The sequence below is a fragment of the Nocardioides marinisabuli genome, from assembly GCF_013466785.1.
GTDB lineage: Bacteria > Actinomycetota > Actinomycetes > Propionibacteriales > Nocardioidaceae > Nocardioides > Nocardioides marinisabuli.
In genome coordinates this window covers 1,595,878-1,622,842 of record NZ_CP059163.1, presented here as the reverse complement: position 1 = coordinate 1,622,842, position 26,965 = coordinate 1,595,878, and the positions used below count along the sequence as shown (strand labels likewise).

Sequence of the window (26,965 nt, the reverse complement as noted above, 5' to 3'; positions counted from 1 at the left end):
ACGCCGTACACAGGAGAGAGACACCATGGCCACCCTGCTCGCCCGACTCGGGACCACCGCCTATCGACGCTGGCCGTTCTTCATCGCCGCGTGGGTGGCCGTGCTGGCCGTGATCATCGGCCTCGCCGCCGCCTTCTCCAAGCCGATGTCGGACAACTTCACCATCCCCGGCATCCCCTCCGAGCAGGCCGCGGACCTCCAGGCCGAGCTCTTCCCCGGCGCCACGAGCGCCTTCGACCAGGCCAACGTCAACGTCGTGGTGCAGGCGCCCGAGGGCGAGACCCTCGCCGACGACGCCAACGCCGAGGTCGTCGACCAGCTCATCGCCGACCTCGCCGCGCTACCCCAGCAGGCCGACGACGTCGAGATCCTTCCCCCCGGCGAGGTCGCGGCCGGCCAGGAGCAGATGCTCGTCGAGCAGGCCCGCGCCAGCGGGGGCGACGTGCAGCAGGCCCGCGCCGACGCGGCGGCCCTCTCGCCGCTGACCGAGGACGGGCGCACCGGGCTGATCACCTACACCTGGGACGTCGAGACGCCCGCCGACGTCGAGCCGGAGACGCTCGACGCGCTCGACGAGGTGATGGACGACGCCCGCGACCAGGGCCTGGTCGTCGAGGCCAACGGCCCCGGCGCGACCGGCTTCGCCACCCCCGGCCTGGCCTCCGAGGCCCTCGGCATCGGCGTGGCCCTGCTGGTGCTGATCCTGACCTTCGGCTCGCTGGTCGCCGCCGGCCTCCCGATCATCACCGCGCTCATCGGCGTGGCCATCGGCCTGACCGGCGTCACCGCGATGACCGCCTTCGTCGACATCTCCAGCAGCACCTCGATCCTGGCCACGATGATCGGCCTCGCGGTCGGCATCGACTACACGCTCTTCATCCTGGCCCGCTACCGCACCGAGCTGCACCACACCGACGACCGGGCCCGCGCGGTCGGGATCGCGGTCGGCACCGCCGGCTCGGCGGTCGTCTTCGCCGGCCTGACCGTGCTGATCGCCCTCTCGGCGCTCTCGGTCGTGGGCATCCCGTTCCTCTCCGCGATGGGTCTGGCCGCCGCGGCCACCGTCTTCGTCGCGGTGCTGATCTCGCTCACCCTGCTGCCGGCGGTGCTGGGCATGCTGGGCCGCAGGGCCTTCGGCGCCCAGGTGCGCCGCTACGCCCCGCAGCGCGACGAGCAGGGCCTGGTGGTCAACAACGGCGTGCGCTGGGCGCGCTGGGTCGGCAAGCGACCGGTCGCCCTCGTGCTGGCCGTCGTGGTCGCGCTGGGTGCCCTCGCGATCCCGCTCAAGGAGCTGCAGCTGGCCTTCCCCACCGACTCCACCGCCGCCAGCGACACCACCCAGCGCCAGGCCTCCGACATCATCGCGGCCGAGTTCGGGCCCGGCCGCGAGGCCCCGCTGCTGGTCGTCGTCGACGCCCGCGACGTGGCCGACGGCGAGCAGGGCGCCGCGTTCGGCGAGGTCGTGGGCTGGGCGAGCGGCCTCGAGGGCGTCGAGAACGCCCAGGTCGTGGCCACCAACGCCGACCCCACCGCCGAGCCCGGCACCCCCGAGGCCAGCCCCACCGGGGCCCTGGTGCAGGTGCTGCCCGAGTTCGGCCCCGCCGACGCCGAGGCCCAGGACCTGCTCACCGAGCTGCGCGACGGCGAGTCCGGCATCGAGGACGCCACCGGCACCGACCTCGGTGTCACCGGCCTGACCGCGATCACCACCGACGTCTCCGACCGCCTGGCCGACGCGCTGCCGGTCTACCTGTCGATCATCGTGGGCCTGGCCTTCATCCTGCTGATGATCGTCTTCCGCTCGATCCTGGTGCCGCTGACCGCCACCCTGGGCTTCCTGCTCTCGGTGCTGGCCACGCTCGGCGCCACCGTGGCGGTCTTCCAGCTCGGCTGGGGCGGATTCGTCGAGGGCCAGCCGCTGGTCAGCTTCATCCCGCTGTTCCTCATCGGCGTCGTCTTCGGTCTCGCGATGGACTACCAGGTCTTCCTGGTGACCCGCATCCGCGAGGCCCGGGTGCACGGCATGTCGACCCCCGACGCGATCGTCGACGGGTTCCGCAACTCGGCCCGCGTGGTGACCGCCGCCGCCGCGATCATGACCGCGGTCTTCTCCGCCTTCATGCTCCAGGACGACGCCATCATCAAGTCGATGGGCTTCGCGCTGGCGATCGCGATCGTCTTCGACGCCTTCGTCGTGCGGATGGTCCTGATCCCGGCCCTGCTCTACCTGATGGGCGACCGCTCCTGGTGGCTGCCGGCCTGGCTCGACAAGGTGCTGCCCGACGTCGACGTGGAGGGCGAGAAGCTCGACCGTGGCCCGGGCTACCACGAGGAGGAGAGCGACCTCGACAGCGAGCTCGACGAGCTCACCGACGAGCAGAGCCAGCGGGTCTGACCCGCTCGCGCCCAGCACCACCCAGGCCCAGCACCACCCGGGCCCAGCACCACGCGCAGCAGCCCCCGGCCGGTCGGCCGGGGGCTGCTGTCGTCGTACGCCGGGGGCGCTCAGGCCTCGGTGGTGCCCAGCCGGTCGAGCAGGTTCTTGGAGAACCGGTCGCCCATCTTCTCGATGACCCCGCTCATCGTGGCGGTGACGGCCTTGGAGGAGACCTTGGGCAGCGGCAGGTCGAGGGTGATCTCGAGGTTGGTGGCCAGGTGGGTGCCCTCGTCGGCGTCGGAGAGCTCGTACCAGCCCTCGACGGCCGAGCGCTCGGTGGTGCCCTCGGGCGGGTCGTGGCGGAACTCGATGCGCTCGAGGTCGGTGAAGGTCATCTTCTCGGTGAAGGCGGGCGAGACGTTCTTGCCGAGCACCTCCAGCCCGCTCATCTCCCAGCGCCAGTGGTCACCGTCGGCGGTGATGCGCTTGACGAAGGGGGTCATCTCGGCGATCGCGTCGGGGTCGACCAGGAGGTCCCAGATCTCCTGGCGGGTGGCCTTCACGACGGCGGTGGCCTCGGTGCTGGCGGAGAAGCGGGTCATCGGGCGAGCTCCTTCTCGATGTCGGCGGCGATCTTCTCGGGCTTGGTGGTGGGCGCGTAGCGGTCGACGACCGTCCCGTCGCGCCCGATCAGGTACTTGGTGAAGTTCCACTTGATCTTGCTGCCCAGCAGCCCGCCCTTCTCCGAGCGCAGCCACTGGTAGAGGGGGTGGGCGTCGTCGCCGTTGACCTCGACCTTGGAGAACAGCGGGAAGGTGACGCCGAAGTTGCGCTCGCAGAACCCGGCGATCTCGTCGTCGGCGCCCGGCTCCTGGCCGCCGAACTGGTCGCAGGGGAAGCCGAGCACGCTGAAGCCGCGCTCGGCGTAGGTGTCGTGCAGCTGCTGGAGCCCCTGGTACTGGGGGGTGAAGCCGCACTGCGAGGCGGTGTTGACCACGAGCACGACCTGGCCGAGGTAGTCGGCGAGGTCCACCTCCCGGCCGTCGATGCTGCGGGCGGTGAAGTCGTCCAGGGCGGTCATGCCCGGAAGTGTGGCAGCCCGCCGGTCACCGCCGCCCCACCCGCCAGGACGCGACCCGGCGCCAGTTCCCCGCCGAGCCGGCGCCACTTCCCCGCCGAGCCGGCGCCAGCTCCCCTCAGCCGACCATCGTGCCGCGCACCTCGACGTGGTCGAGCCGGCCGGCGGGGTTGTGGTGGCCGTCGAGGTGCACCCGCACCCGCCGGTCGCCGACCACGAGCACCACGTCGTCGTCCTCGACGAGCGCGACCGACCCGCGCACCCGGTAGGACTGCGCCTCGAGCCGCTCGAGCAGCCCGTCGGCTTCGGTGGTGGTCACCAGGTCGCCGGTCGCCACCAGCCGCAGCTCGGGGCGCAGGCGGTGGCGCAGCGCCAGGAACAGCCCGACGAGCACCACCAGCGCGGCGTCGACGGCCAGGGTGGTGACCAGCGCCGTGCTGCCCGTCTCGCGGCCGGTGACACGGTAGACCTTGGGGTTGTCGGGCAGGTGCACGACCTCGGCACGCCCGCTCGCGACCACGTCGTCGTACGCCGCCTGCTCGAGCTGCACCACGATCCGCTCGTCCTGCGCCTCGGCGGCGCCGTCCTCGGCCTGCTCGCCCACCACGGCCTCGACCACTGCGTCGGGCAGGGCCACCGCGACCAGCCGGTCGAGCTCGTCGCCGCTGGGGTCGGCCACCTCGACCGGCTCGGCGGCGACCTCGACCCGGGTGCCGTTCGTGCGCAGGTCGCGGTCCTGGAGCAGGCTGCCCACCAGCGGCAGGTTGACCATGGCGACCAGCACGCCCACGAGCAGGATGGTCTTCAGTCGACGGCTCACGCGCCCAGTATCCGGGCGGCGTCCCGGGCCGGGCCCGACCCCCCGCTCAGTCGGGCCTGCCCAGCAGCACCGACGCCGCGGTGGCCGCAGCGGCCACGGCCGCCAGGCCCACCAGCCAGACCGGGGCGGGGGGCACGCTCCCGCCCACGCCCACCGCCAGCGCGTAGGTCACCGGCGTCGCCAGCCAGACCAGCAGGCCGCGGCGCACCCAGAGCCGGGTCAGGGCGCGGTCGACCGGCATGGCCAACGGCCCGTACGCCGCCAGCGTCGCGGCGACGTGGGCGGTCAGCAGGGCCAGGGCCGCGGGCAGCGCCCAGGGGTGCAGGCCCTCGCGCAGCCCGATCCCCCACCACGCCACCACGACGACCAGCACGGTGGCCCCGACCGCCGACTCGGGGAAGCACGCCCAGCCCACGCCGAGCAGCAGCACCAGGCCCGCGAGCCACGGCGCCGGCGCCTGGCCGGCACCCAGCGTGCAGAGCAGGGCGAGCAGCGGCATCGTCGCCACCAGGGCGCGCACCGGCCACTGACCCGGGCCGACCGGCCCCAGCCAGCGGGTCACCGTGCTCCCGCCCTCGATGCGCGGGCCGGGCCGGAGAAGCCCCGCAGCACCTGGTCGAGGGTGCCGGGCCCGCGCCAGGGCACCACGGGGCAGCCGTGCGCCGCCACCTCGCCCAGCAGCAGGTCGCGCTCGACGAGCCGCATCCGCCAGGCCAGCTCCTCGGCACCGGCCCCAGGACCGTGCCCCGGTCCGGGCCGAGGACCGTGCGCAGCACGGGGCAGCGTGTCGACGACCAGGGTCGGCAGCCCCTTGCGCGTCAGGGTGGCGGTGAGCGTCGAGACCAGGTCGTCGAGCATCGGTGAGAACACCACGACCACGGTGCCGGGCGCCACGGGCAGCCGGATCCGCTCGGCGTCGACCTCGGGCGCCCGGCCGGGGCGCACGCCGGCCAGCGTCGCCAGGATCCGCTGCTGGTGACGCGCGCCCGAGCCGTAGCCCACCACCCCGGTGGCGGGCCCCACCACCCGCAGGCCGACCCGGTCACCGCTGCGCCCCACGTGCCGGGCGACGGCGGCCGCGGCGCGCACGGCCAGGTCGAGGCTGCTCTCCTCGCCGTCGACGCCACCCGAGCGGCCGTGGTCGGCCAGCGCGTCGACGACCAGCAGCACGGCGGTGTCCTCCTCGCTGCGCGTGGAGACGACGTGCAGCTCGTCGGTGCGCAGGGAGACCCGCCAGCTGACCCGTTGCAGCCGGTCCCCGACGCGGAAGCCGCGGATCCCCGCGAACTCCGAGCCGGTCCCGGTGCGCTGGGCGCGGTGCGCCCCCACGAGCCCGACGGGCTGGGGCATCTCGGCGCGCGAGTCGTAGGCGGCGCGACCGGGCAGCACCCGCAGCGAGGGAGCGGTGACCGGCACCGGCCCCCACCGCCAGCCGCCCCAGGCGGTCGTCAACGCCACCTTCTCCCCCGCCGGGCGGCGCACGCCCCACCGCCGCGGGCCGACCTCGAGGGCGGGTCCGTACGACGGGTCCGACCGCAGCGCCCCGACGACGCCATCGGCGGGGTGCAGCGCCAGGTACGGCGCGCGGCCGCTGACCCTGGCCACGTGCTCGGCCGCGTCGGCGTCGTGCAGCCGCAGCCGCGACGTCGTGCCCTGTCCCTCGTGCAGGACCGTGTGGTCGAGGCGCACGTCGAGGCGGGGCGCGGAGCCGGGGACGTGCAGCAGCCCCAGGGCCGCGCAGAGCGCCAGCGGGGCGACCAGCACGACCAGCACCGGGTCGCCCAGCAGCACCGCCAGCGTGGTCGCAGCCACCGCGACGAGGCTGGCCCGCCCCACTGACGCCGTGGCCCGCCAGCGGGTCACGCGGGTTCCAGGGTGGCCGGCGTCGGCACCGACGAGAGCACCGTGGCCACGACCTGCTCGGTCGAGGCGTCCGACATCCACAGCTCGGGCCGCAGCTGGATCCGGTGCGCCAGCACCGGGGCCGCCACGGCCTTGACGTCCTCGGGCACCACGTAGTCGCGCCCGCGCAGCACCGCGAGGGCCCGGGCGACCAGCACCAGCGCCAGCGAGCCGCGCGGCGAGGCCCCGGTCAGCACCTGCGGGTGCGTGCGGGTGGCGGTGGCCAGGGCGACGCAGTAGCGCCCGACGCTCTCGTCGACCTCGACGCCCTCGACGGCCGCCTGCATGGCCAGCAGCCCGGCCGCGTCGGTCACCGGGTCGAGCACGACCTCCTCGCGGCGCCGCCCGAGCCGACCGGTGAGCACGGCGTACTCCTCGTCGGCGGTGGGGTAGCCGAAGGAGACGCGCAGCAGGAAGCGGTCGAGCTGCGCCTCGGGCAGCGGGTAGGTGCCCTCGTGCTCGACCGGGTTGGCGGTCGCCACGACGTGGAACGGCTCGGGCAGCACGAACGTGCGGCCCTCGACGGTGACCTGGCGCTCCTGCATCGCCTCCAGCAGCGCGGCCTGGGTCTTGGGCGGGGTCCGGTTGACCTCGTCGGCCAGCAGCAGCCCCGTGAAGACCGGGCCGCGGCGGAACTCGAACTCCCGGCTGCGCTGGTCGTAGATGAAGGAGCCGGTCAGGTCGGCCGGCAGCAGGTCGGGGGTGAACTGGGCGCGGGCGAAGTCGAGGCCCAGGGCCTGGGCCAGGCTGCGCGCGGCCAGGGTCTTGCCGAGGCCGGGCACGTCCTCGAGCAGGACGTGGCCCTTGGCCAGGATCCCCGCCAGCACGGTCTCGAGCTGCTCGTGCTTGCCGATCACGACGCGCTCGACCTCGACGAGGACCTCGGCGGCTCGACGTCCGGCCTCGGCGACGGACAGGGGTGACGACATTCAGATCTCCTCGATGTGGTGCAGGCAGCGCTCGATCTCGGCGGGGCGCAGGGGTCGCTGGGCGCCCAGCAGCGTGCGCAGGTCGGGGTGGACGTGCTGCCCGGCGGCGGGGTCGTCCCACGCCAGGTGGTGGCGGTGCGCCAGCGAGCGCCGCGCCAGTCGCGCCAGGGCGTCGCGCACCGCCGGGTCGTCCCCGGCCCCCTGGCGGTGGCTGTCGAGCATCCGCCGGTACGTCGCGAGGCGGGTGTCGGCGCTCGGCTCGGGCACCGCGGGGGCGACGTCGACCTCCCAGCCGGGGCCCGCGTCGACGAGCACGTCCAGGGTGACCCAGGTGGCGGCGGCGCAGACCGCGCCGATGAGGACCACCCGGGCCGGCACCGGGTCGAAGCCGGCGACCTGGAGCACGAGCAGCACGACCCCGAGCAGCCCGACGGCGACCGCGACCCGCGACGTCCAGCGCCGCCTCACGACGGGACCCCCGTCGGAGCGCCTGACCCAGCGCTCGGCCCAGCGCCCGACTGAGCCCCCGGTCGGGCCGCCAGCCCGGCGTGCAGGTCGTCCAGCAGCGCCAGCGCCCGGGCCCGCGCGGCCTCGTCGACCTCGCGCCGGCTGAAGCGTGCGGCCCGGAACTCCTCGGCCAGCGCGGTGACGGCCGCGGCGTCGGCCCCGACCAGGTCGAGCACGCGCAGGGCCAGCTCGGTGGAGGTCTCCGACGCGCGGGGCGTCGCCCCGGCCTCGGCGGCCAGGGTCTCGACGCGACGCCAGGTCGCCACGATCGCGTTGCGGGGCGAGCCCCGGGTGAGGGCTCGTCGCTGCTCGTCGCGGTCGGCGAGCAGCGCCTGCCGCAGCGCCTCTCGCGACGAGCCGTCCAGCACGTCGAAGTCGACGTGCTCGCGCGCCTCGCCCGTGCTCGGGCGCAGCCGCCACAGGTAGCGCGCGGTCAGGACCGCCCCGGCCACCAGCCCCAGCGCCAGGGCTCCCCCGACGAGCACCACCAGCACCGTGGCCAGGAGCCCGAGCAGCGGCGAGGTCTCCTCGGTGCGTGGCGGCGGCCGGCCGGCCGGAGGGCCGAGGTCGGCGGCCGACGGCGAGGTCGGGGTCGACGAGGGCAGGGTGAGCCGGTCGGGCCCGTCGCCGCGCAGCACCTCCCCCGGGCCGGTCGAGGCCGCCCACACCGCCAGCAGCAGCACCAGCAGGGTGCACGCGACCACCGCCGCCACGGCGGCGCGCGCCGCCGCTTCTGAGGAAGCCCGAGACCCCATCGCGTCAACGTAGCCGCGGCGGGCGCCCCGGTCGAGGGGCCAGCCCGGGGACGCTCAGCGCAGCCGGGGCGTGCCGGTGACCGTGGCGACGTACTCGAGCAGGCGCGCGCGCAGGTCGGGGTCCTGCTCGCGCTGCCAGCCGAAGGTGGTGGGGCGCTGGGCCCGGTCGTGCCAGAAGTGCTGCCCGCCCGAGGCCGGCCGGGTGGCGACCAGCCAGACGGCGGTGTCGGCGCCGTCCTCGGGCTCGCGCAGCAGCCGGCTGACGACCTTGTCGAAGGTGGGCAGGCTCGCCGTGACGCCGGGGGTGCGCACCCAGCCCGGGTGCATGCTCTCGACCTTGACCCCGGTGCCGGCCAGCTCGGTGGTCCAGGCGTCGGCGAGCACGACCTGCATCCGCTTGGTGCGCGCGTAGGCCTGCACGCCCTTGTACTCGCCGCGGCGGTACTCGATGGCGTCGTCGTCGCGGGTGGCCAGGCCCGAGCCGTACATCCCGCCCGAGCTCATCCACACCACCGAGCCGGGCCCGGCGACGAGCCGCTCGCGCAGCAGGTGGGTCATCAGGTGCGGGCCGAGCACGTGGGCGGCCAGCGACATCTCGTGGCCCTGCGCGCTCTCGGTGCGCTCGGGCGGCATCAGCCCGGCGTTGTGCACCAGCCCGTGCAGCGCGTCGACGCGCCCGGCGAGGTCGGTGGCGAAGGCGCGCACGGCGTCGAGGTCGCTGATGTCGCAGACCTCCTCGACGATGTCGGCGTTGGGCACCTCGACGCGCAGCTCGCGGGCGTAGTCGGAGACCTTGTCGGAGTTGCGGCCCAGCAGGTGCACGGTCGCGCCGAGGTCGAGGAACGAGCGCGCCATCGCCTCCCCGATGCCCGAGGTGGCGCCGGTGACCAGCACCCGCTTGCCGGCGAGCGAGCCGGGCTCGGGGTCGGCCGGCCAGAACCTGCGGCGCACGCCGGAGCCGATCGAGGTGTAGCCCAGCACCACCGAGCGGTCCAGCGTCGCGTCGACGGCACGGGCGAGCAGCGCGTGGGAGTCCATGCCCCCGAGCCTAGGCAGGCGCCGGCCCGGGGCCGCTCACCCCCGCCACCCGCGGGCCGCTGCTCCTACCGGACGTCGTAGCCGATCCGCATCTCCTTGATGCCGTTGATGAGGTTCGAGTGCAGCCGGCGCGGCTGCGCCTCGAGGTGGACGTTCTGGACCGTGGCGAGGAGCTCGGTGAAGAGCAGCCGCAGCGACATGCGCGCCAGGTTGGCGCCCAGGCAGAAGTGCTCGCCGATGCCGAAGGACTGCTGCGGGTTGGGTGAGCGGTCGATCCGGAAGGCGTGCGGGTCGGCGAAGACGGCGGGGTCGCGGTTCGACGCGGCGTACCACATCAGGACCTTGTCTCCGCGGGCGATCGCCTGACCACCGAGGTCGAGGTCCTCGGTCGCCGTGCGCCGGAAGTGCTGGATCGGCGGCTCCCAGCGCAGCATCTCCTCCACCGCGGAGGGCACCAGGCCCGGGTCGGCCACCAGCCGCTGCATCTGGTCGGGGTGCTGCAGCAGCGCGAGCAGGCCCTGCGAGGTGGCGGTGCGGGTCGTCTCGTTGCCGGCGACGATGAGGAACAGGAAGAAGAGGGTGAACTCCATGTCGTCGAGGCGGCGACCGTCGACCTCGGCCTGCAGGAGCGCGCCGGTGAGGTTGTCGGAGGGATGTGCCCGCTCCCGCACCGCCATCTCCGCGGCGTAGGCGAAGATCTCGGCGGAGGCGACCAGGGCGGTGTCCGGCGTCGGCGCGATCTCGGGGTCCTGGTCGTCGATGAGCGCGTGGCTGAGCTCGTAGAGCCGCTGCCGGTCCTCGGGCGGGACGCCCATCAGCTCGCTGATGGACCACATCGGGATCCGGGCGGCGACGTCGGTGACGAACTCGCAGCGCCGGGCGTCGCGCAGCTCACCGACCACGCGCACCGTCTCCGCGCGCAGCGACGCCTCGAGGCGGGCCATCGTGCGCGGGGTGAAGGCCTTCGACACGATGGCCCGGAAGGTCCGGTGGTCGGGCGGGTCCATCCCGATGATGACCATCCGCAGCTGCTCCAGCGCGTCGGGCTCGGGGTCCAGGCGCAACGGGCCGCCGGCGTGGCTGGAGAACTCCCGGGGCGAGGTCGAGACCCGGTGGACGTCCTCGTGGCGGGTCAGGGCCCAGAAGCCGGGCCCGTCGGACTCGTCGTGCCAGTGCACCGGGCTCTCGGCGCGCAGCCGGTCGAGCCAGTCGTGCGGTGCGGCCTGCTCCCACACCGAGGCGTCGGTCAGGTCGACGTCGGCCAGCCGGTCGGTGCTCATCGGCCCGCCCCCGTCGAGGCCGACCGCGACTCCACCAGCCGGGCGAAGCGGCCCAGCATGTGCCCCAGCCCGACCCGCATCACCGGGTCGACGAGCCGGGCGCCCACCCCCGCGCGGCGGCCGGTGTCCATGGCCATCGTCCACACCACCCGGCAGCGGCCACCCCCGAGGTCGGTGACCTGGTAGTCCTCGGCGAAGGCCCGCACCGCCTTCCGGGAGACCTCGTTGAAGCGGAAGGCCATCCGGGTGCCCTCGGCGTAGGCCAGGAACTCCTCGTGGGCCACGACGCCGCCCCACATGTGCACGGTGCGGGTCGAGCCCACCTCGAGCGGGAATCCCGAGGTCCACTCGACGCGGGTGATCGGCACGGCCCAGGTCTTCCAGGCCTCGGCGTCGAGGAAGGCGGCGAACACCTCCGCCGGCGTCGCGGCGAGCTCGCGCTCGACGCGGTGCAGCGTGGGGGCGGAGTCGAAGAAGTCGAGTCCCACCTTGTCGCAGGGCAGAGAGGTCATGGTCGGCTTCCTGTTCTGGCGCTGTGGTCGGCACTGCCCGGGAGGAGCAGCGGGACGAGGAACGTGGTGAGGGAGACCCGTTCGGCCTCCTCGCTCTCGCCCGGCATGGCCAGGAGCGAGACGATGCAGCGCAGGATCCAGGCGCCGCGCAGCTCGGCGTCGGCGAGCGCGTCGGGGTCGTCGGCGTACTCCTGCGCGAGGGCGGTGCTCATCTCCCGCAGGAGCTCCGAGCCCTGGCTCAGCGCCATCGGCACCGACATGTTCTGCGGCTCGAACCACACCGCGAGCAGGGGGTCGGAGCGGACCGCGCGGATGCCGCGCTGGATGAGGTCGACCATCGAGGCGGGGTCGCCGGGGACGTGGTGGGGCGCGATCTCGACGGCGATGCGCAGGGTGGCCCGGTGGACGAAGGCCATCCGCAGCGACTCCCGGTTGGGGAACTGCCGGTAGAGCGTGGCCCGCGAGCAGCCCGCGATCGTGGCGACGTCGACCATCGTGGCCTGCGCGACCCCGAAGCGCTCGAAGGCCAGGCCCGCGGCGTCGAGGAGGGCGTCGACCTGGGTCCGGTCCGAGCGGGGCCGGCGCGCTACCTGAGACACATCGGGCAGTGTGTATCAGTTCCCTGGAGCGCACAAGGGTGGACCAGACGGCGCGACGACCTCGTGGAACGACGAACGGCCGGGTCCTGAGGACCCGGCCGTTCGTCATGTGGTGGTGACCGGTTGATCTTTCCTGCGTGGTTGGCGAGTCGGATGGCGGTTCCCACGATTCGTTCTGACTTCTCCAACGATTCATTTGCGCAGGTCAGAGGCGTGAAACGGCGCGTCTCAGCCCCGCTGGTGCGCCTCTGGCGAGCTGCCGCCTTGCGGGTGGACCGCTAGGCGGTCCGGGTCGTCGGCGGTTCCGATCGGCTGGAATCGATCCCGCCGATTTCGCGGCGGAGAACTCCCACGATTCGTTTGCGCGACCCGCTTGAACCCTATAGCTGGGAGTACGCCGAAGGCGCCCGACCCCGGGTGGGGTGGGCGCCTTCGATGGGCCGCGTGATCAGGCGGCGATGCGTTGGGTTCGCCTGGCCGCGCGGGCCGTCTTGAGCCTGATCTTGCGGCGTGCCTTGTGCTGCTTGCCCGGCGGCTCGGGCAGGACGCCGCCGCGGGTCTTGATGTTGGCCTCGTAGGTCTGCAGCGCCCGCCGGTTGGTGACTGCGATCGAGACGGCGACTGTGAGGGCATGGAAGGCGGCCTTGCGGGGGGCGATGGACCGTCGGGAGAAGTCGGCTCCGCCGTGAGCACGCTTGAGCAGCGAGTTCCACCGTTCGGCTGCGCTCCGCGGGCTCGTGTACCAGTCGCAGTGCTCGAAGGAGCCCACCATGAAGTCCTGCCAAGTCTTGAACGCTGGGAGGGGGATGTTGATCGTCATGTTGCCGTTGGCGTTTCGACAGCAAGCGGCCGCTGGTGATCGTCGAGATGGATCGGGGCGTCTGGCACTGCGGGCAAGTGTGAGAACGCAGCGTCATTGAACTCATCGAAAACGGGGCAGCGGGCGGTGCCGGAGATCATGGGGCAGGTGACCGTGACCTTCATGACCATCTCCGGCCCGGCGGACGCGGCCGTCTTGCTCTGTCCGCCGCGCTTACGCAGCGGCACCAGTTGGGGACGACCGTTGGTGCGCATCCGCAGCGGTTCGAGTTCGGCGAGCACCTCCGCGTGGGCAAGCAACTGTTGGTCACTCATCTTCGCCTCCTCGGGCTTCGTGAGGGTGCCGGCGAGTTCCTCGAGGCGGCGGGCTGCGCCAGGGCACAGCGGGACGCCGTTGAAGAGGTACACGCCGTCGGCCTTGGTGCCATCGGCGTTGTTAACCGCACCGATCTCGAAGTGAATCGCCCTGGGTCTGATGGAGACTCGGGTTATTGGATTCCGACCAGGGGTTGGTCGGTCCGTGTCTGAGCGTAGAACGTCTCCTCGAACTCTGTTGGAGGGACGTCGTTCAAGTAGCCGTGCAGGCGGTCGTGGTTGTGCCAGTGGACCCAGGACAAGGTCGCGAGCTCGACGTCCTCGACCGTCTTCCACGGGCGTCCTTCACGGGCAGGTCCGCGGATGAGCTCGGCCTTGTAGTAGCCGTTCACGGTCTCAGCGAGCGCATTGTCGTAGGAATCGCCCACGGTGCCGATCGATGGGACGGCGCCGATTTCGGCGAGGCGTTCGCCGTATCGGATCGACGTGAATTGACTGCCGGCACCGCTGTGGCAGCGCAACCCTGTCAGGGTCGTGCCGCGTGACCAGCGGGCCACCTCGATGGCGTCGAGGACCATCGTGGTGCGCATGTGCGAGGCGACCCGCCACCCCACGATCATCCTCGAGTAGGCGTCGATGATGAAGCAGACGTAAGCGATCCCGGCCCAGGTCGGCACGAACGTCAGATCGGTGACCCACAACTGGTTGGGGGCCGTGGCGGTGAAGTCGCGGCCCACCAGGTCAGGGTGGCGGGGCACGCCGGGGTCGGGCTTTGTGGTGCGGACCCGCTTGGTGCGCCGGACCCCCTCGATGCCAGCGGTCCGCATCAGCCGAGCGACCTGGTCGCGACCGACGTCGTGACCCAGGGCCTTTAACTTCTCCGCATCGGTGGTGCTGAGTCCCGGTTGATGGCCCTCGTCGATGTCGGCCTGACGCACCCACAACCTCACCGACTCGGTGCCGTACCCCAGCTGGGCGGCGACGCGCTGGACCGTGCCGTGCTCGGTGCCGAGCTCGGCACGCAGGGTCCTGACCATCCGCACTGCAGCGGCCTTCTCCTCAGGGCTGTAGCGACGCGCCGTCGGCTTCCCCGCGGTCGTGTCCTTCGGCATGAGTCCATCCTCGTTTCCAAACGATGGAGACTCCAACCAACCCAGCGCGATTCAGTGCTTGTCCTGGTATTCGCGATACGCCAGCTCGCCGTGCTCTCGGAAGTAGGCATCGGACTCTAAGGTCAAACAGTGCGCTGGAGGCAACGCCGACCACCAGCCGCTTGCCCAGTTCATACGGCATGGCATCCCCCGTCGTTTGTCTTCCTAGGCACTCATCCACCAAGCGTCTTCAAGTTCACGCTTGAGGTAGCGGCGCCAGGGGTCCTTCGCTACAGCTGCCGGCAGTGGCGGCTCGAACAACTCCATGGAGACCTCCTGGCAGACGAAGTGGGTGATCGCCAGCAAGGTCGTCTCCACATCGTCCCAAGTCCGGACGAGCGCAGTTGCCGCGCTGAAGGTCGCGCTCCCCATCCCTTCATCAAGCCGCACGTGGGTGAGGACGTTTCGCCTCTCCACCCACCCGTTCCAGTTGCTCCTAAGTCGGGACAAGATCGATGAGGAGATCTGACGTTGGGACTCTCCCATGAGCTTCTCGATCGACCAGGAGAGGCCATGGTTCGGCGGCGGAGGGGGTGGTGGGCGCAACGCACCGGCCAGACCGCCGGCGCGTACGTAGATCGCGGATCCCATCAACTCCGGCCACGGGTGCTCCGCCGCCACGTCGAGGTGGAGCACGTGTTCAATCAGCCCTTGGTACGCCGCGGCGATCGCCTCATCGTCTGGCTGTCGTGCGAGGACCATCGGCAAGTTCGGGACACTCGTTGGCGCCACGGCTCCGAGCGTCCATCCGCGGATGACGGGTAGCAGAGACAGCGGGCGTGGGGTGCCCTCAAGTCCAGTGGTCCCCAGCGTGTGTTGCTGTACGGCAGTGTCCAGGGCGTATGACAAGGCACTTGAATCACTGTGGTTTCGCAGCCCGGCCAGGAGCCAACTGGCCACGATGGCGTGCTCCTCGGAGCACGCGAAGTCGCCTGCCGTGTCGGCGTTGAGGTACGGGAGCTGGGCCTGCCAGTTCGCTCGGTATAGCTCAGCCCATGACTGCAGGTCCTCGAGGTCGTAGCCGAGGTCGGCGAGCCGGAGCTCGACTGACTCTCGCAGGTCACGACCTGATGACAGCAACTGCTGGTACAGCTCGGCGAATACCACCGGCGAGAGCTCGCACTTCAACGCGACCACAGGAGGTCCTCCAGGCGGGTCGCCAACGGCTGGAGAGGTTCGGGGGATTGCGCCCGGAGCTCACCTTCCGGGATGGGGAGCCGCGCGAGGTCATCGAGTCTGAGGTGTGGCAACGCCGAACCGGTGAGCAAGACCTGTCGCGCGTGGTAGCCGGCTTGAGAGTTGAGGTAGCGCGCGATCCATGGCCCGACCTCAGGTGTGGCCAGCCTGACCCGGAAGACCTTCGCGTCTATGGCGGCTGGAGTCTCGGCAATGCTCGCATGCGCCGCATTGCCGAGGGCTGCCACCAGCAGGTCCCCTGGCTCAGCGATGACCGAGTTGTCGCCATCAGCGGGCGCCCAGCGTCGAGGCGGCCTGCCACTGAGCGTTGAGATGTCAGCAACGGGGAGATAGCCGGGCACCTCACCCTCCACCGCGACCGCGTTCATGTTGCGGCCTGGTCGAATGTCGGCACTCCAGGCACTCAGCGGTGTCCCCGCGTGGAGGATCTCGGGCTCTGGGGTCGCCAGCGACAGGTGCCACCCGTGGTCCCGTAGGTCGACCGCGCGCCACCACGTCTGAGCCGGCTCTTCCTCGTCGATGTGCGTCGTGCGCTCCTCGGCTTGAAGCCGATCAGCAAGACCACGCAGATCTGCCTCGCTTGGGAGCGGCAACGCCGAATCCAGGAGCGTCAGCGCGTCGAGGATCGGGGAGATGGAACCGCGGCTGAGGCTTCCGCGCCAGCGCTGACCAGTTTGCGAACTCAGGACGGCCCAAAGCCACAGGGCGGTCCGCTCGTTCAATGGCCGTAGAGCGAGGAACTTCCCAGCGAAGAGAGAGCCTTGGCGTTTCCGCGAGATGTACAGCGCCGGGCCAGCTTCGGCTCGGGGAATGAGCACATCACCCTCGCGCAACTCGCGGCCTACCTGGAAGACCGGACCCTGGTAGGTGTTCGCCCGTTTCCGGATGCCACCGCGGCTTTGATCGATGCCCTGGGGCAGCACAACTGGCGCCCCGGCATCGGCGAAGGACTGCGCCGCTACACGGGTGGCGAGTCCACGAACTGGCACCAAAGGCTCACTTGTTGGCCAGGAGAAGGCCTCGGCGGTGAGCTGCCTCGGGTCCCAGCTGGGCATCCGTCGGAGGTCGACGACAGTACTGGTGAGCATGCCTCACCCCCTCGAACTGTCGTCGACATGCTCCAGTGCCGCCTGGAGCGCGGCGCCGTCCTTCTCCAGCTGTGTGCGCCAGTCGGCGCCGAGCTGGGCCACGAACGTGTCGCCCGGCTGATCTCGATCAACCACGAGCAGAAGGGACCTGATCTGCGTGCCCTCAAGGGCGCCCGGCGGAAGGCCGATCAGAGCAGCCACCCGGCACTCGTTCGACAGGAAGTCACGGTAGCGCTCGTGTACGCCGCGTTTGAAGGTGACGCCAATAGGCAGGTGCAGTACCGCTCGCCCCCCGGGGGCCAGGGTGCGAATGCAAGCGTCCAGCGCAGCTAGCTCCGTCTCAGAAGTCTGATCACCGGTCAGCAGGGAGTGGCGCTCGCCCTGCATCCGCCCTCCGATGGGCGGCGCTGAGACGACGGCCTGGGCCTCGGGCAGTTCCGTTGAAAACGCGTCATCGCAGGTGACGGTCGCGGGCATGGGAGCGGAGAGAGCGATATGTCCCGCGAGCTCGGCGAGATCTGGCTCGCGCTCGACACCCACGAACTCCACCGGACCTTCTATTTGCACGGCGCGGTCCAAGGCCGCCCAGAGGAAGGACCCCGTACCGCAGAACGGATCGAGCACGGTGCCATCAAGCCGTGAGCCGATCAGGTGGGCGACGGCTTGGGCAATGAGAGAGTCCGAAACATGGGCGCTGGTCGAACGCGCGCCGCTGGCGAACTCCACCAGCGCTTGCCGTCGTGCCTGCCAAAGCACCTTGTGGTCGACCGGGACGAAGTCGCCGCTAACCGTCTCGACGCCGGGCAGCAATGTCTCAGCCATGATGTCGGCTGGCGGGAAGGTAGTGGTGGATTCACGACCTCGTCGGTCACCCGCCTCCGCTCGGAGTCGATCGAGAAGCAGCGAGGTTGCCAGCGAAAGGTCGGTAACGAAGCCGCTTCCCACCCCGGTGTCGTCGAGCGGATCAGGTCCCGGTACGCGTTCGACCGAGCGGAGTCCTCGGTCGGCTCGGTACCACTGGTCACCGATAACTGCGTAGTGCTCCGTCGTCCCCAGAAGTTCGCGGCTCCGCGCGAGCGCGGGGAGGACGAATTCTGGGCGCTTCATGGCAACACCGGACTTGACTTCAATTGCAACCCGGGGAATCAGGTTTCCATGGGAGTCGGCGGCGAACGCGATCACGTCCGGGCGGAAGTCATTGGTGCTGCCGATAGCCGGTTCGAACTGAATGACCGAGTACCCGGCAGCCTGCAGCGTGGTGCGGATATCCGCTCGGCGCTGCGGCTCATTCAGCATGTGACTTCCTCATTCTTCGGGTGAAAGCGAGCCGGAGAACGTATCACGTTAACGAGCCCTCTGCTACCAATTTCTGGAACCCGGATCATCTGATCCGATCGTGGCCATCGGCTGAGGTTGGAACCTCGTCGCCCGCATCGTGCCTGCTGATGCCACCGGCCCCCGCTGCCGGCTGCATGACTCCAACATGTTCAGACCCACGATTCCTCCGCCAAGGGAGCCCTGTTGAGTTCGTCGCGCCGGGCCCGCCAGTCGGGCATTAACTGATTCATGAGCTCAACGAAGCGATCGCCGTGGCCGCGCTCCAGCAGGTGCACCAGCTCGTGGACGACGATGTACTCAAGGCACCGGGGGTTCTTCTTCGCAAGTTCCGGGTTGAGCCAGATCGTGCGGGAATGCGCGATGCAGGTCCCCCACTTCGTCTTCATGCGGCGGACGACGACCTTGTCCACCTCGACGTCGACGATGGGCTGCCACTTCTCCAGAAGGGCAGGCACGGCCTCCTTGAGTTGACGGCGGTACCAGCGATCCAACGCCGAGCGGCGACCGTCCGCGTCAGTTCCCTTCGGCGTCACCAGCCACAGGGTCTTGCCCTTGGCCTCGACGCGGTAGTGGCCGCCGGCGCGGGACACGTCGAGCTGGTACCGCTTTCCCCACACATAGTGGGTCTCACCCGAGAGCATCTCGCGCCTCGACTGGCGCTCCGCCTTCTGTAGCTGCTCACGCTGACGCTTGATCCACGGCAGCCGCTGGACGACGGCAAGTCGGATCGTGTCCTCGTCAGTCCGCTGCGGGGCCGCGACTCGCACCCGGCCCACCGGCGGATACACCGAGATGTGCAGGTTCTTGATGTCCTTGTAGATGACGTCGACGCCAAGACCTGCGACGGTGAGGTAGGCGCTAGCAGTACTCATCGTGCTCCTTGAGTCGGTCGATGAGCTCCTTCATGCTCTGGCTGTCGAAGCCGTCTGGCAGTATCTTGCGCAGCTCACGAGCCAGCGCGCGCTCCTTCATTGGGTTCCCCGCCCAGCCGTGCTCCTTGGCGCTCTGGATGATGTCGTGGACGTACTCGATGTCGATCTCGATGCCCTGTGGCCACGCGAAATCGACGAGCGCTCGGCGCGCCGGCGTGCTGGCCCAATCTGGGTGGGTGACCCCTGCTTCGGACTCGCCCTTCCCGATCTTCTCGGCCTGCTCAAGGAGCCTGGCTAGAAACTCCGCGTACTCGATCGCGTCCTGACGTCGCTGCTCGATGATGGCGTCGAGCAGCAGGGACATGCGGTCGTAGTACTTCGGGTTCATTGCGCGTTCGTCGACGATCGTCTTGCGGACGTTGTTGATGATCGTCTCGGCGACCGCCTCAGGGCTCTTCTTGATCCCCTCGGGCAGCATGTCGATGGCGTCGGCGCCGCGCTCGACGATGAGCTGAACAAGACCCTTGTCGAAGGTGGCGACCTGCTCCACGGGGTCGGCCTGAATATAGGTGTCGAGGAGCGCCCGCATGCCCGCCTCGAACTGCTTCATGTCGATGTTCTCGCCGGCGCCGACCTCGACCTCGTTCTTGACGGCGACGAAGTACGCGACGTCGTTCTTGATGGCCTTGGCTTCGGCAGCGGTGTAGCCAGCGCGGTCCATGTCGTTAGCCAGTGCTCCGTACGCGCGGATCAGTGCCGCGACGGACTTGTAGAGCTCGCCGCGCTTGGGCTCGTTGTCCTTAATCTGTTCAACGTCCCCCGGCACCGATGCCACGAAGTAGTGCTGGTACTCGACCGTTCCCTTGGGTGCGGCGACCGGCTCGCAGAGCGCCTTGACCCTTTCGAGCGCTTCGTCCAGGTCCTCGCGCTCCTGCTTGATGCGATCCTCAAGGAGACCTTCGATGTCGTCCTTGGCGTAGCCGTCGAGAGCCTCGGAGGTGTAGTCGGTGATGGCCTTGTCGAGGGACTTGAAGAGATCGCGGTAATCGATGACGTAGCCGTAGGTCTTGTCGTCACCATCGAGGCGGTTGACGCGGCAGATGGCCTGGAAGAGACCGTGGTCGCGCATCTTCTTGTCGATGTAGAGGTAGGAGGCGCTCGGTGCGTCGAAGCCGGTCAGAAGCTTGTCGACGACAATGAGCAGCCTCATCTGTCCCGGCTCCTCGATGAAGCGGCGCTTGACCTCCTTCTCAAACTCCTCGATGCGCAGCACCGCCTTGTCGGCAGGCTCGTTGAAGTAGTCACTCAGCATCTGGCGATAGATGTCGTACTTCCGGAGTTCCTCATTGTCACCCTCGCCGGCATCCTCTTTGGAGATCTTGGTGGCGTTGGGAACGTAGCTGGAGACGATGGCAACCTTGCCTTTGAATCCGGCCTGAGCGAAGAGCTCGTAGAACTTGCACGCCTGGTAGATGTCGTCGCCGACGAGCATGGCGTTGCCACGTCCGGAGATCAGCCGGGGTTCGCGCGCGAAGTCCATGAGGACGTCCTGGACGATCATCTCTGCGCGGGACTTGGCCGAAGTGACCTTCTGCATCGTGCCCCAGCGCTTCTTCAGGCGAGCCTTCGAGAGGTCGGTCAGGCCCTGGGTCTTGAGGTCGAACCACTTGTCCACCTGGGCGGCACCCTTGAGTTCCTGGTCGACCTTCCGCGCTTCGTAGCGCAGGTCGAGCACCACGCCGTCGCCAACGGCCTCGTCGAACTTGTACGTGTGGATGAACGACCCGAATGTCTCGATGCTCGTCACCTTGTCGGCCTTGAGCAGCGGGGTGCCAGTGAAGCCGATGAACATCGCCTCCGGCAGCAGCTGTTTCATTGCGCGGTGCATCTTGCCCGCCTGGGTGCGGTGCGCCTCGTCGACGAACACGAAGATGTCACCCTTGGCCTTGAAGTCCGCGGGGATAGTGCCGCTGAGTTCCTTGATGAAGTCCGCCGCGTCCTCGTCGCGCGAGGACTCGTCATCGGAACCACGGAACTTGTGCACGAGCGAGCACATGAGCCACGGGTGGCTCTGGTTGAGGAGCGTGACCATGTCCGCACCGGAGCGCGACCGCGTGATCTTCTCGTTGACCCCGCCGAAGACCTTCTCGATCTGCTCGTCGAGCTCAGTTCGGTCGGTGATGATCAGGACGCGGGCGTCGGTCTGGTTCTCCTGGATCCACTTGGCGAGCCAGACCATGGTTAGGCTCTTTCCCGAGCCCTGGGTGTGCCAGATGATGCCGCCCTCGCGGGAGCGGATGCGGGCCTGAGCCGCCTTCACCCCGAAGAACTGGTTGTGGCGCGCGGTCTTCTTGGTGCCCGCGTCGAACACGATGAAGTCGTGAATGAGCTCGAGGAAGCGCCCCTTGGAGCACATCTGGGTAATGGCCCGGTCCAGCGGGTTCGCGACATCGGCGCCCAGCTGACTGGTCTTAGCCTCCTTCCACTCAAGCCAGTACTTCTCCGGAGTGTCGATAACGGCGTAGCGCAGGCCCTCGACGTCGTTGCCGGCGAAAAGAAGCTGCACCGTGGTGAAGAACGGCCGCACGAAGGTCTGCTTCTGGTTGCCGATGTTCTGGCGGATGCCCTCGCTCGCGCTGACGTAGGAGCGCTTGAGCTCAATGACTCCCATCGCGATGCCGTTGACGTAGAGCACGATGTCTGGCCGCTTGGTGTGCTCGCCCTTGACCGTGACCTCCTCGGCGACCACGAAGTCGTTCGCGGCCGGGTTGTCCCAGTCGATGAGCCACACCGTCTCGAAGTTCTCGCCGACGTCTTTCTTGACCTTTACGCCGTAGCGCAGCAGGTCGTACACCTTGCGATTGGCGTCGTAGAGCGACTGACCAGATCCGAGGGAGGCAGCGGTCAGGAGCTGTTGTATCGCACGCGTGACGAGTTCCTGGTCAACCTTGCGAGCCAGCAGGTTCTGACGGAGCTGCAGCTCGTCGACATTGGGGTTGTCCCGGTCCTCCAGGTTGCCGCCGTACTCGTACCTCAAGCGATCCCGGAAGTGCGCAACGACCCGGTTCTGAGTCTCACGTTCCTTCTGGCCGACGTTGCTCATAGGTCGACCTCCATGGGAACACGGGTACGACCAGTGAGCAGCTCTTGCATCATGCCGGTCTTGATCGCTCGGGCCGACTCGAGGCGACGCTCCAACGCGTCGATCTCGGCATCGGCGTCGAGAAGGACACGCGCGATTGCCGACTGCTCTTCGACACCCGGAACAACAAGTCGCACACTCGAGATGTAGTTGCGGGTTGTCGCAAGCACCTTGGTACCCGCGGCGAGACGCAGCAAGGACTCACGAAAATTCGGGATGAACTGTAGATACGCCTTGTAGCCGTCGGCCAGAACTGCGCGGTCGAATCGCGCCGCAATGGTGTGAAGGCCGGGGACAACGCCCCCAGCTGGAACGTTCGTGATCTCCACAGACTTGCCAACGCCTGCTGGGTCCTCGGACGCGTCAGCAAAGACAACATCACCAGGAGCCAGCCTGCCAGCCTGGCCCGCAAGCACGGCCTGAGCCCGCGGCATCGCCTCGGTCGCCGCGTCGAGGCGGACGCTCGCTCTTGTGTGGATGTCGCCGTAATGGAGGCACCGCAGCGGAGACGACTCGTCGAGCTGCTCACGCGAGAGCGGAACCGTCCTCAGATACGAAACGTGGTCGCCAAGCACGATCTCTCGCCACTCATCGTCAAATCCGGGAAGCCTGACGTGACCGGTCAGCAGTGCTTGAAGCATCCCCAGCCTGATCTCACGCTTCTTCGCAATGAGCCCGGCGAGCGCGTCACACTGCTCGTCCGCGCCAGCGATCATCTCTCGGATCTGGACTTGCTCTCCCTTGGACGGAAGCCAAAGCGGGAGGCGCTTGAGGCGAGAGGTGTCGAGGACGCCAGTTCCGCTCCCCGCGGAGCTCACCAAGCCGCGAATCAGAGCCACCCGGGCTTGAAGCGAGTAGACGAGGAATTCTGGATCTACACCAGGTCCGGGGATGAGCGCCTTCACATCTTGGTTGAACGCAAGCGGCCGGGTCGCGATGCCGACCCGCACCTCCCGGTGCAGTGCCATGCCACGCACGAGAACGAGGATTGCGCCTTGCGGCGCGAGTTTGCTCCCCGCGGTAACCGCCGCGCTCGTCAGATGCTGATCCGAGTCACTGAGCCGAGTCTGCTTCAGCGTGAACGCGGAGATCCACGGAATGTCCCCAGCCCAATAACTCTCGTTCGCGCGGGACGGCGTCCCGCCCGAAAGCCAAGTCGTGATCTGCCCGAGTTCGGTGACAACACTCGTCATTCCAGCACCCCCATAGCACCGAGATGCTCTGCGACCTTGGCTCTAGCCGCTTCGACCTCGGCGTCGAGTTCGAGCAGGGTTCGTTCGTAGCGTTCCCCAAGCATCCAAAGGCGAGCAACCAGCACCTGGCCCAGGGCAGTCACTTCGGTCCCGATCCGGCTCCGGATCGTTCCGCCCCATTTGTCGTCGATCACGAGGGCCTGGACGTCCTCGACGGACAGCTTCGCGTATTGCGCCAGGGCCTTGCCCTCAAGCTTCGCCGTCGCGTCCTTGACTGCCCTCTTGGCTGCGGCCTCCGCGTCGTAGAGCTTGATCACTTGCTGGAGTGCCTCCAGCTCGTCTGCCTCCGCACCCTCGCGCTTCGCGACGCGCAGCCGCACAGCCGCAAGCGCCTTGCTGATCTTGTCGTCCTCGACGGCCTCCCAGAGCAGACCTTCCTCGACGGCGTGCTCCTCCGTGTACTCATTAAGGGCCTGCGTCGCAGCCTCATGATTGGCGACTAGTTGATCGAGTTCCGCCTTCTCCGTCGGGAAGAATCGCGCGATCACGTACTCCGGCGGGATCAGGTCCATGACCCAACGTTTCGCGGCGGCACGTGCACCCGTCACGATGTGGGCCTCCTCGAACTTGGTCTTGTTGTTCTTGTCCTTCCAAGTCCGGGCAAGACGCGGCTTGGCTGCGCGGTCCCATCCTTCGCTGACCATGAGGGCGACGTCGTCGTGCATCGAGGCGTTCCAGTAGCTCATCAGCTGCTCGTAGACGCCGTACTCGTCGATCAGAGGCCTCGGACGGAAGTCTTCGAGAAGAGCCTCGGATACGTCATGGATGAGGTCGTTCGGTCGCGTCGTGTCAGTGATGTCGACGAGAAGCTTGCGCTTGTCCGCCCACCAGGCGTCGACCCTTGCCAACGTGCCCTCCGCGAAGGCGACGTACTCCGAGGAGCCAGTGATCGTGACTTGGATGTCAGCCTTGTCGACGGTCAGCTCGGAGTAGCCCTCGCGAAGCGGTTTGAACAGCTGGCTGCGGAGGCTGGGGAACGCGTCCCAGTACGGCTGCAGCGCGTCGAGGTCGCGGTTCGGGATTCCGCCTCGCAGATGGGCGTGGAGGTCCTGGATGTCCTCGGGCTCGGAACTGTCGATGTAGCGCGGGATGTTGAGGTTGTAGTCGTTCTTCTTGTCGCAGATCTCGCTCAGCGGCACCATGCGGGAGTAACGGTCGATCTCCTTCTGGTTGACGAAGGCGTCGACGATCTTGTGCATATCGCGTGGTCGAAGGCGGTTCTTGGGGCCGTCCTTCTCGAAGCCTTTGCTTGCGTCGATCATGAAGATGCCGGTGCGTGCCTGGGCATCGTTCTTATCGAGGACGATGAGGCAAGCGGGGATGCCTGTGCCGTAGAACAGGTTCGCGGGCAGGCCGATGATCGCCCTGATGTAGCCGCGCTTGATGAGCTCGGTGCGGATTGTCGCTTCGGCGTTACCACGGAAGAGGACGCCATGGGGCAGGACGACGACGCCCTTACCGGTCGACTTGAGCGACTTCACCATGTGCAGTAGGAACGCGTAGTCGCCGTTCTTCTCCGGGGGCCAGCCGAAGCCGTCGAAGCGGTCGTAGTCCTCGTCGAGGCCGTTCTTCCATGTCTTCACGGAGAATGGCGGGTTGGCGACCAGGTAGTCGAATGTTGCGAGCTTGTCGCCCGTTCGGAACTTCGGGTCCGAGAGAGTGTTGCCCTGTACGATCTCGTGGGTCTCATTGCCGTGCAGAATCATGTTCATGCGGGCGAGCGCCCAGGTGGCGTTGTCGTTCTCCTGGCCGTAGATCGTCAGGCCGTTCGGAGCCGCGTCGGCCACCTTGATGAGAAGCGAACCGGAGCCGCAGGTTGGGTCATAGACGGTCGTGGCCTTCGGGGTTCCAGCCGGGATCTGCAGCAGCTGGGCCATGACACGGGAGACCTCGGCCGGTGTGTAGAACTGACCCTTGCTCTTTCCGGACTGGGTTGCGAAGTGCCGCATCAGGTACTCGTAGGCATCACCCAGGAGATCGTCTCCCTCGGCCTTCGACCCTGAGAAGTCCATGTCCTGAAAGATCCCGATCAGGTTCGACACCTTGTCCTGGAGTTCCTTGCCGGAGCCCAGCTTGGTCGGGTCGTCGAAGTCGGCGTTGTTGATGACGCCTTGGAGGTCGTTCGCCTCGGCGAGCTTGCGGATCGCGACGTTGACCTTCTCGCCGACATCAGCCTTGCCCTTGAGCGTGACCAAGTAGTCGAATGAGCCGCCCTCGGGCACCTCGATGAGCGGGTATGGGTCGGCTTTAGCTTTGTCCGACACGTACTTCACGAACAGCAGCGTCAGGACATAGTCCTTGTACTGGCTGGCGTCCATGCTGCCGCGCAACTCGTCAGCGCTGCTCCACAGCGAGGAGTAGAGGTCGGACTTTTTCAGTGCCACGATCGGCCTTCCTACCGTTATGGGCATGCCTGTTGCCCACCGAACACTCGAGTGATCGCGAGGACCGCGGGGTCGCACGAGCAAAGCCGAGAAGACTGACACAACACGCTCGTCCCCGCAAGAGTGAGCCTAATCGGCCGCGACGGATGAATACGGGTGGCGCGCAGTAGTCGAGGACCGCCTCAGGCAACGGACAAGAAGCGCCGGAGCCTGGAGCAACCGCGCCAGCCTGCTGGAGACGACTGCCTACGCGGTGTGAACCGCGAGCAGCGTCTGACCCGCGTCCAAGATCGGGCGGACGGCCGCGACGAGAGCGTCCAGCTCCGCGCGTATCCGCTCTGGCTGATCCCCGCCGAGCTCCGCGACGGTCGAGGCGCGCACCAGCGCGACCCGGGCCTCCGACTGCAGTCGAACCACCTCATCGGCAGTCAGAACGCCCTCGTCGGCTCGCCGACCGTACGTCGCCACCTCATGCTGCGTTCGGCGGAGTTGCTCCTCGAAGAACTCCACGTGCGCCTTCGCGCGCTTGTAGTCGCGATCGGCTCCCCGCCGGCAGGTCTCCGAGCAGAACTCCTTGCGGCGGCCCGGGCCGATCTCCTGCACGATCGGCTTCCGACACGACAGGCGACCGCAGTAGCTCGCGATCTGACCTAGCGACGTCTGTTCATCTCGGTTATCCATGTGTCCGCCTATCCGCGCGAATCGATCCCGTCCTGCCCGCACACTCTCGCGCCGACGGCGTCCTGAAGAGCGCAGGCGCGCCAAACCACAGCGCTGTTAATCCGCGCGATATGGCCGCGAAACCTTGACCGACACGCCATCTTGTAGCGCTGCACGGACCGCCAGGCGAGGTTCACTGGATGTGCCCCCTGAGACCTCAGGTGGCGCGAAACCCGCGCGAAAAGCCAAAGCGCCCGGCTGCCAGGCCGGGCGCTGAGGTGCACGGGACGTGGGGATGTCGCCGTACGGAAGAACGTCCATCACACCACCACGTCTCTCGCTCGCGCAAGAGCCCGCTCATGCGGGGGATTGGAGGATCGCCATGTGGCGATTCCACGTCGGTGACAACACGGCTGGGAAGCCGAGCTGGTGGCTGTACGCCAGCAACAACGAGATGGTCGCGTGGGCCGGAGAGTCCTTCGACTCGCGCTACAACGCCCAGCGAGCCGCCGCTGCGTTCAAGGCCGGGACCAAGACGGCCCGGTACGACATCTACCAGGACGCAGGTGATGCCTGGCGGTGGAGGGCGTGGCGCGGCTCCGACAAGGTCGCGAGCTCCGGTGAGTCGTTCTCGAGCCGCTCCGCCGCCGAGCAGGCGGCGGCGAGGGTGCGCGAGAACGCTGGGACCGCTGCCGGCATGGCAGCCTGACCTAGGTGAACCAGAAGGGCCCCTGGTCTGCGTCTCCGCAGGCCAGGGGCCCTCTCTGTTACCTAAACTGCTGGGCCGGTAACACCTAAACCGGCCGTGGTGCGCGAGGGGGGAGTTGAACCCCCACGTCCTTTCGGACACACGGACCTGAACCGTGCGCGTCTGCCTATTCCGCCACTCGCGCTTGAAGCGTGATGAGGTTAGCCCAGCGGCCGGCCGTTCCCCAAACCGGGCCGCCCC

Annotated in this window: 25 protein-coding genes and 1 tRNA gene; 2 read left to right on the top strand and 24 right to left on the bottom strand. The window is 68.6% G+C overall.

Translation table 11 applies throughout. From position 1 onward, the window contains the following. Window positions 1-25 precede the first annotated feature (25 nt). Window positions 26-2,395 (top strand): MMPL family transporter, encoded by a 2,370-nt coding sequence (locus H0S66_RS07795; RefSeq protein ID WP_179614886.1) that lies wholly within the window; start codon window positions 26-28, stop codon window positions 2,393-2,395. Window positions 2,396-2,505: 110 nt separating this feature from the next. On the opposite strand, the gene H0S66_RS07790 is transcribed toward H0S66_RS07795, so the two are convergent. From H0S66_RS07790 to H0S66_RS07680, 23 genes are all read right to left on the bottom strand, one after another. Beyond that, the gene (locus H0S66_RS07790; RefSeq protein WP_179614885.1) at window positions 2,506-2,979 is read right to left on the bottom strand and encodes an SRPBCC family protein; all 474 of its coding nucleotides are present in this window, start codon (window positions 2,977-2,979) and stop codon (window positions 2,506-2,508) included. Next, window positions 2,976-3,458 (bottom strand): glutathione peroxidase, encoded by a 483-nt coding sequence (locus H0S66_RS07785; protein WP_179614884.1) that lies wholly within the window; start codon window positions 3,456-3,458, stop codon window positions 2,976-2,978. Before H0S66_RS07785 ends, H0S66_RS07790 begins: the two co-directional genes overlap by 4 nt. Window positions 3,459-3,573: 115 nt before the next feature. Beyond that, entirely contained in the window at window positions 3,574-4,275 is a 702-nt protein-coding gene (locus H0S66_RS07780; RefSeq protein ID WP_179614883.1) for a hypothetical protein, read from the bottom strand. Window positions 4,276-4,321: 46 nt separating this feature from the next. After that, window positions 4,322-4,837, bottom strand: coding sequence for a hypothetical protein (locus H0S66_RS07775; protein ID WP_179614882.1), 516 nt, complete (start codon window positions 4,835-4,837; stop codon window positions 4,322-4,324). After that, window positions 4,834-6,087, bottom strand: coding sequence for a DUF58 domain-containing protein (locus tag H0S66_RS07770; protein ID WP_179614881.1), 1,254 nt, complete (start codon window positions 6,085-6,087; stop codon window positions 4,834-4,836). Before H0S66_RS07770 ends, H0S66_RS07775 begins: the two co-directional genes overlap by 4 nt. Before the next feature lie 47 nt (window positions 6,088-6,134). Continuing rightward, entirely contained in the window at window positions 6,135-7,106 is a 972-nt protein-coding gene (locus tag H0S66_RS07765) for an AAA family ATPase (protein ID WP_179614880.1), read from the bottom strand. Next, window positions 7,107-7,574 carry a hypothetical protein gene (locus tag H0S66_RS07760; RefSeq protein WP_179614879.1) on the bottom strand — a complete coding sequence of 156 codons (468 nt, stop codon included), beginning with the start codon at window positions 7,572-7,574 and terminating at the stop codon, window positions 7,107-7,109. Continuing rightward, on the bottom strand, window positions 7,571-8,368 hold the full coding sequence (locus tag H0S66_RS07755; RefSeq protein WP_179614878.1) for a DUF4129 domain-containing protein: 798 nt from the start codon (window positions 8,366-8,368) through the stop codon (window positions 7,571-7,573). The genes H0S66_RS07760 and H0S66_RS07755 overlap by 4 nt, the downstream gene beginning before the upstream one ends. A 54-nt stretch (window positions 8,369-8,422) precedes the next feature. Further along, a complete protein-coding gene (locus H0S66_RS07750) occupies window positions 8,423-9,406 on the bottom strand; it encodes an SDR family NAD(P)-dependent oxidoreductase (RefSeq protein WP_179614877.1) in 984 nt (327 codons plus the stop codon). Window positions 9,407-9,471: 65 nt separating this feature from the next. Then, the gene (locus H0S66_RS07745; protein WP_179614876.1) at window positions 9,472-10,686 is read right to left on the bottom strand and encodes a cytochrome P450; all 1,215 of its coding nucleotides are present in this window, start codon (window positions 10,684-10,686) and stop codon (window positions 9,472-9,474) included. Beyond that, window positions 10,683-11,198 carry an SRPBCC family protein gene (locus H0S66_RS07740; RefSeq protein WP_179614875.1) on the bottom strand — a complete coding sequence of 172 codons (516 nt, stop codon included), beginning with the start codon at window positions 11,196-11,198 and terminating at the stop codon, window positions 10,683-10,685. Before H0S66_RS07740 ends, H0S66_RS07745 begins: the two co-directional genes overlap by 4 nt. After that, window positions 11,195-11,797, bottom strand: a complete 603-nt coding sequence (locus tag H0S66_RS07735; RefSeq protein WP_179614874.1) for a TetR/AcrR family transcriptional regulator — start codon at window positions 11,795-11,797, stop codon at window positions 11,195-11,197. The genes H0S66_RS07740 and H0S66_RS07735 overlap by 4 nt, the downstream gene beginning before the upstream one ends. A gap of 448 nt (window positions 11,798-12,245) precedes the next feature. Next, window positions 12,246-12,617, bottom strand: a complete 372-nt coding sequence (locus H0S66_RS07730; RefSeq protein WP_179614873.1) for a hypothetical protein — start codon at window positions 12,615-12,617, stop codon at window positions 12,246-12,248. Beyond that, window positions 12,614-13,024: a hypothetical protein gene (locus tag H0S66_RS07725; RefSeq protein WP_179614872.1), complete on the bottom strand. Its 411-nt coding sequence runs from the start codon at window positions 13,022-13,024 to the stop codon at window positions 12,614-12,616. Before H0S66_RS07725 ends, H0S66_RS07730 begins: the two co-directional genes overlap by 4 nt. A gap of 80 nt (window positions 13,025-13,104) precedes the next feature. Next, on the bottom strand, window positions 13,105-14,043 hold the full coding sequence (locus tag H0S66_RS07720) for an IS3 family transposase (RefSeq protein WP_179614871.1): 939 nt from the start codon (window positions 14,041-14,043) through the stop codon (window positions 13,105-13,107). A 204-nt stretch (window positions 14,044-14,247) separates the two neighbouring features. Then, window positions 14,248-15,219, bottom strand: a complete 972-nt coding sequence (locus H0S66_RS07715) for a hypothetical protein (protein ID WP_179614870.1) — start codon at window positions 15,217-15,219, stop codon at window positions 14,248-14,250. Beyond that, window positions 15,207-16,367: a restriction endonuclease subunit S domain-containing protein gene (locus tag H0S66_RS07710; protein WP_179614869.1), complete on the bottom strand. Its 1,161-nt coding sequence runs from the start codon at window positions 16,365-16,367 to the stop codon at window positions 15,207-15,209. Before H0S66_RS07710 ends, H0S66_RS07715 begins: the two co-directional genes overlap by 13 nt. Window positions 16,368-16,370: 3 nt before the next feature. After that, window positions 16,371-17,663 (bottom strand): HsdM family class I SAM-dependent methyltransferase, encoded by a 1,293-nt coding sequence (locus tag H0S66_RS07705; protein ID WP_179614868.1) that lies wholly within the window; start codon window positions 17,661-17,663, stop codon window positions 16,371-16,373. Window positions 17,664-17,854: 191 nt separating this feature from the next. Next, window positions 17,855-18,577: a M48 family metallopeptidase gene (locus H0S66_RS07700; protein ID WP_179614867.1), complete on the bottom strand. Its 723-nt coding sequence runs from the start codon at window positions 18,575-18,577 to the stop codon at window positions 17,855-17,857. Then, window positions 18,564-21,680 carry a type I restriction endonuclease subunit R gene (locus H0S66_RS07695; RefSeq protein ID WP_179614866.1) on the bottom strand — a complete coding sequence of 1,039 codons (3,117 nt, stop codon included), beginning with the start codon at window positions 21,678-21,680 and terminating at the stop codon, window positions 18,564-18,566. Before H0S66_RS07695 ends, H0S66_RS07700 begins: the two co-directional genes overlap by 14 nt. Continuing rightward, on the bottom strand, window positions 21,677-22,912 hold the full coding sequence (locus H0S66_RS07690; protein ID WP_179614865.1) for a restriction endonuclease subunit S: 1,236 nt from the start codon (window positions 22,910-22,912) through the stop codon (window positions 21,677-21,679). The genes H0S66_RS07695 and H0S66_RS07690 overlap by 4 nt, the downstream gene beginning before the upstream one ends. Next, a complete protein-coding gene (locus tag H0S66_RS07685) occupies window positions 22,909-25,356 on the bottom strand; it encodes a type I restriction-modification system subunit M (RefSeq protein ID WP_179614864.1) in 2,448 nt (815 codons plus the stop codon). The genes H0S66_RS07690 and H0S66_RS07685 overlap by 4 nt, the downstream gene beginning before the upstream one ends. A 246-nt stretch (window positions 25,357-25,602) precedes the next feature. Continuing rightward, window positions 25,603-25,959: a hypothetical protein gene (locus tag H0S66_RS07680; RefSeq protein WP_179614863.1), complete on the bottom strand. Its 357-nt coding sequence runs from the start codon at window positions 25,957-25,959 to the stop codon at window positions 25,603-25,605. A 439-nt stretch (window positions 25,960-26,398) separates the two neighbouring features. Here H0S66_RS07680 and H0S66_RS07675 point away from each other — a divergent pair, with 439 nt between their 5' ends. After that, window positions 26,399-26,725 (top strand): DUF1508 domain-containing protein, encoded by a 327-nt coding sequence (locus H0S66_RS07675; RefSeq protein WP_179614862.1) that lies wholly within the window; start codon window positions 26,399-26,401, stop codon window positions 26,723-26,725. A 97-nt stretch (window positions 26,726-26,822) separates the two neighbouring features. On the opposite strand, the gene H0S66_RS07670 is transcribed toward H0S66_RS07675, so the two are convergent. Then, window positions 26,823-26,909, bottom strand: a tRNA-Leu gene (locus tag H0S66_RS07670). Between the last annotated feature and the right edge of the window lie 56 nt (window positions 26,910-26,965).

Bases quoted from the DNA above. Each gene is read 5' to 3' on its own strand.
- H0S66_RS07700 (WP_179614867.1), bottom strand. From the start codon at position 18,577: ATGAGTACTGCTAGCGCCTACCTCACCGTCGCAGGTCTTGGCGTCGAC.
- H0S66_RS07730 (WP_179614873.1), bottom strand. From the start codon at position 12,617: ATGACGATCAACATCCCCCTCCCAGCGTTCAAGACTTGGCAGGACTTC.
- H0S66_RS07765 (WP_179614880.1), bottom strand. From the start codon at position 7,106: ATGTCGTCACCCCTGTCCGTCGCCGAGGCCGGACGTCGAGCCGCCGAG.
- H0S66_RS07795 (WP_179614886.1), top strand. From the start codon at position 26: ATGGCCACCCTGCTCGCCCGACTCGGGACCACCGCCTATCGACGCTGG.
- H0S66_RS07745 (WP_179614876.1), bottom strand. From the start codon at position 10,686: ATGAGCACCGACCGGCTGGCCGACGTCGACCTGACCGACGCCTCGGTG.
- H0S66_RS07750 (WP_179614877.1), bottom strand. From the start codon at position 9,406: ATGGACTCCCACGCGCTGCTCGCCCGTGCCGTCGACGCGACGCTGGAC.
- H0S66_RS07690 (WP_179614865.1), bottom strand. From the start codon at position 22,912: ATGACGAGTGTTGTCACCGAACTCGGGCAGATCACGACTTGGCTTTCG.
- H0S66_RS07740 (WP_179614875.1), bottom strand. From the start codon at position 11,198: ATGACCTCTCTGCCCTGCGACAAGGTGGGACTCGACTTCTTCGACTCC.
- H0S66_RS07790 (WP_179614885.1), bottom strand. From the start codon at position 2,979: ATGACCCGCTTCTCCGCCAGCACCGAGGCCACCGCCGTCGTGAAGGCC.
- H0S66_RS07705 (WP_179614868.1), bottom strand. From the start codon at position 17,663: ATGCTGAATGAGCCGCAGCGCCGAGCGGATATCCGCACCACGCTGCAG.
- H0S66_RS07755 (WP_179614878.1), bottom strand. From the start codon at position 8,368: ATGGGGTCTCGGGCTTCCTCAGAAGCGGCGGCGCGCGCCGCCGTGGCG.
- H0S66_RS07785 (WP_179614884.1), bottom strand. From the start codon at position 3,458: ATGACCGCCCTGGACGACTTCACCGCCCGCAGCATCGACGGCCGGGAG.
- H0S66_RS07720 (WP_179614871.1), bottom strand. From the start codon at position 14,043: ATGCCGAAGGACACGACCGCGGGGAAGCCGACGGCGCGTCGCTACAGC.
- H0S66_RS07695 (WP_179614866.1), bottom strand. From the start codon at position 21,680: ATGAGCAACGTCGGCCAGAAGGAACGTGAGACTCAGAACCGGGTCGTT.
- H0S66_RS07710 (WP_179614869.1), bottom strand. From the start codon at position 16,367: ATGCTCACCAGTACTGTCGTCGACCTCCGACGGATGCCCAGCTGGGAC.
- H0S66_RS07675 (WP_179614862.1), top strand. From the start codon at position 26,399: ATGTGGCGATTCCACGTCGGTGACAACACGGCTGGGAAGCCGAGCTGG.